Source organism: Streptococcus sp. GMD6S (assembly GCF_000297015.1).
The window spans coordinates 1-4,382 of the sequence record NZ_AJRH01000293.1 but is presented as its reverse complement, the minus strand read 5'-3'; the positions used below and the strand labels follow the sequence as shown (position 1 = coordinate 4,382).

Annotated in this window: 1 tRNA gene and 2 rRNA genes; all 3 read right to left on the bottom strand. The window is 50.7% G+C overall.

The annotated features are described in order from the left end of the window. A 23S ribosomal RNA gene (locus tag GMD6S_RS10875) occupies positions 1–2,792 on the bottom strand; the annotation flags it as partial. Positions 2,793–2,914: 122 nt separating this feature from the next. Further along, positions 2,915–2,987, bottom strand: a tRNA-Ala gene (locus GMD6S_RS10870). Positions 2,988–3,038: 51 nt separating this feature from the next. Next, a 16S ribosomal RNA gene (locus GMD6S_RS10865) occupies positions 3,039–4,382 on the bottom strand; the annotation flags it as partial.

The following is a 4,382-nucleotide window of genomic DNA, read 5'->3' as shown; positions in this document are numbered from 1 at the left end:
TGGGAAATCTCATCTTGAGGTGGGTTTCACACTTAGATGCTTTCAGCGTTTATCCCTTCCCTACATAGCTACCCAGCGATGCCTTTGGCAAGACAACTGGTACACCAGCGGTAAGTCCACTCTGGTCCTCTCGTACTAGGAGCAGATCCTCTCAAATTTCCTACGCCCGCGACGGATAGGGACCGAACTGTCTCACGACGTTCTGAACCCAGCTCGCGTGCCGCTTTAATGGGCGAACAGCCCAACCCTTGGGACCGACTACAGCCCCAGGATGCGACGAGCCGACATCGAGGTGCCAAACCTCCCCGTCGATGTGAACTCTTGGGGGAGATAAGCCTGTTATCCCCAGGGTAGCTTTTATCCGTTGAGCGATGGCCCTTCCATACGGAACCACCGGATCACTAAGCCCGACTTTCGTCCCTGCTCGAGTTGTAGCTCTCGCAGTCAAGCTCCCTTATACCTTTACACTCTGCGAATGATTTCCAACCATTCTGAGGGAACCTTTGGGCGCCTCCGTTACCTTTTAGGAGGCGACCGCCCCAGTCAAACTGCCCGTCAGACACTGTCTCCGATAGGGATAACCTATCCGGGTTAGAGTGGCCATAACACAAGGGTAGTATCCCAACAACGTCTCCTTCGAAACTGGCGTCCCGATCTCATAGACTCCTACCTATCCTGTACATGTGGTACAGACACTCAATATCAAACTGCAGTAAAGCTCCATGGGGTCTTTCCGTCCTGTCGCGGGTAACCTGCATCTTCACAGGTACTAAAATTTCACCGAGTCTCTCGTTGAGACAGTGCCCAAATCATTACGCCTTTCGTGCGGGTCGGAACTTACCCGACAAGGAATTTCGCTACCTTAGGACCGTTATAGTTACGGCCGCCGTTTACTGGGGCTTCAATTCAACCTTCGGATTACTCCTAAGCACTCCTCTTAACCTTCCAGCACCGGGCAGGCGTCACCCCCTATACATCATCTTACGATTTAGCAGAGAGCTGTGTTTTTGATAAACAGTTGCTTGGGCCTATTCACTGCGGCTGACTTAAAGTCAGCACCCCTTCTCCCGAAGTTACGGGGTCATTTTGCCGAGTTCCTTAACGAGAGTTCTCTCGCTCACCTGAGGCTACTCGCCTCGACTACCTGTGTCGGTTTGCGGTACGGGTAGAGTATGTTTAAACGCTAGAAGCTTTTCTTGGCAGTGTGACGTCACTAACTTCGCTACTAAACTTCGCTCCCCATCACAGCTCAATGTTATAGATATAAGCATTTGACTCATATCACACCTCACTGCTTAGACAGACACTTCCATTCGTCTGCTTTAGTTAGCCTACTGCGTCCCTCCATCACTACATACTCTAGTACAGGAATATCAACCTGTTGTCCATCGGATACACCTTTCGGTCTCTCCTTAGGTCCCGACTAACCCAGGGCGGACGAGCCTTCCCCTGGAAACCTTAGTCTTACGGTGGACAGGATTCTCACCTGTCTTTCGCTACTCATACCGGCATTCTCACTTCTATGCGTTCCAGCACTCCTCACGGTATACCTTCTTCACACATAGAACGCTCTCCTACCATACCTATAAAGGTATCCACAGCTTCGGTAAATTGTTTTAGCCCCGGTACATTTTCGGCGCAGGGTCACTCGACTAGTGAGCTATTACGCACTCTTTGAATGAATAGCTGCTTCTAAGCTAACATCCTAGTTGTCTGTGCAACCCCACATCCTTTTCCACTTAACAATTATTTTGGGACCTTAGCTGGTGGTCTGGGCTGTTTCCCTTTCGACTACGGATCTTAGCACTCGCAGTCTGACTGCCGACCATAATTCATTGGCATTCGGAGTTTATCTGAGATTGGTAATCCGGGATGGACCCCTCACCCAAACAGTGCTCTACCTCCAAGAATCTTTATGTCGACGCTAGCCCTAAAGCTATTTCGGAGAGAACCAGCTATCTCCAAGTTCGTTTGGAATTTCTCCGCTACCCACAAGTCATCCAAGCACTTTTCAACGTGCCCTGGTTCGGTCCTCCAGTGCGTCTTACCGCACCTTCAACCTGCTCATGGGTAGGTCACATGGTTTCGGGTCTACGACATGATACTAAGGCGCCCTATTCAGACTCGGTTTCCCTGCGGCTCCGTCTCTTCAACTTAACCTCGCATCATATCGTAACTCGCCGGTTCATTCTACAAAAGGCACGCTCTCACCCATTAACGGGCTCGAACTTGTTGTAGGCACACGGTTTCAGGTTCTATTTCACTCCCCTCCCGGGGTGCTTTTCACCTTTCCCTCACGGTACTGGTTCACTATCGGTCACTAGGGAGTATTTAGGGTTGGGAGATGGTCCTCCCAGATTCCGACGGGATTTCACGTGTCCCGCCGTACTCAGGATACTGCTAGGTACAAAGACTATTTTAAATACGAGGCTATTACTCTCTTTGGCTGATCTTCCCAAATCATTCTTCTATAATCTTTGAGTCCACATTGCAGTCCTACAACCCCGAAGAGTAAACTCTTCGGTTTGCCCTCCTGCCGTTTCGCTCGCCGCTACTAAGGCAATCGCTTTTGCTTTCTCTTCCTGCAGCTACTTAGATGTTTCAGTTCACTGCGTCTTCCTCCTCACATCCTTAACAGATGCGGGTAACAGGTAGTACCTGTTGGGTTCCCCCATTCGGAAATCCCTGGATCATCGCTTACTTACAGCTACCCAAGGCATATCGTCGTTTGTCACGTCCTTCTTCGGCTCCTAGTGCCAAGGCATCCACCGTGCGCCCTTATTAACTTAACCTTATTTTTTGACCTTTCAGTCATAAACTCTTTTAATACTACAGCGTTTCGGTTTATTTTCTTGTTACTATTTGATATAGATATTCAATTTTCAATGTGCATTACTTGGTGATCTCTCACCAATGGAGCCTAGCGGGATCGAACCGCTGACCTCCTGCGTGCAAAGCAGGCGCTCTCCCAGCTGAGCTAAGGCCCCACAAGACCTCTCAAGACTAAACAAGACCAATGTGCAGTTCCTTATCCTTAGAAAGGAGGTGATCCAGCCGCACCTTCCGATACGGCTACCTTGTTACGACTTCACCCCAATCATCTATCCCACCTTAGGCGGCTGGCTCCTAAAAGGTTACCTCACCGACTTCGGGTGTTACAAACTCTCGTGGTGTGACGGGCGGTGTGTACAAGGCCCGGGAACGTATTCACCGCGGCGTGCTGATCCGCGATTACTAGCGATTCCGACTTCATGTAGGCGAGTTGCAGCCTACAATCCGAACTGAGACTGGCTTTAAGAGATTAGCTTGCCGTCACCGGCTTGCGACTCGTTGTACCAGCCATTGTAGCACGTGTGTAGCCCAGGTCATAAGGGGCATGATGATTTGACGTCATCCCCACCTTCCTCCGGTTTATTACCGGCAGTCTCGCTAGAGTGCCCAACTGAATGATGGCAACTAACAATAGGGGTTGCGCTCGTTGCGGGACTTAACCCAACATCTCACGACACGAGCTGACGACAACCATGCACCACCTGTCACCTCTGTCCCGAAGGAAAACTCTATCTCTAGAGCGGTCAGAGGGATGTCAAGACCTGGTAAGGTTCTTCGCGTTGCTTCGAATTAAACCACATGCTCCACCGCTTGTGCGGGCCCCCGTCAATTCCTTTGAGTTTCAACCTTGCGGTCGTACTCCCCAGGCGGAGTGCTTAATGCGTTAGCTGCGGCACTAAACCCCGGAAAGGGTCTAACACCTAGCACTCATCGTTTACGGCGTGGACTACCAGGGTATCTAATCCTGTTTGCTCCCCACGCTTTCGAGCCTCAGCGTCAGTTACAAGCCAGAGAGCCGCTTTCGCCACCGGTGTTCCTCCATATATCTACGCATTTCACCGCTACACATGGAATTCCACTCTCCCCTCTTGCACTCAAGTTAAACAGTTTCCAAAGCGTACTATGGTTAAGCCACAGCCTTTAACTTCAGACTTATCTAACCGCCTGCGCTCGCTTTACGCCCAATAAATCCGGACAACGCTCGGGACCTACGTATTACCGCGGCTGCTGGCACGTAGTTAGCCGTCCCTTTCTGGTAAGATACCGTCACAGTGTGAACTTTCCACTCTCACACTCGTTCTTCTCTTACAACAGAGCTTTACGATCCGAAAACCTTCTTCACTCACGCGGCGTTGCTCGGTCAGACTTCCGTCCATTGCCGAAGATTCCCTACTGCTGCCTCCCGTAGGAGTCTGGGCCGTGTCTCAGTCCCAGTGTGGCCGATCACCCTCTCAGGTCGGCTATGTATCGTTGCCTTGGTGAGCCGTTACCTCACCAACTAGCTAATACAACGCAGGTCCATCTGGTAGTGATGCAATTGCACCTTTTAA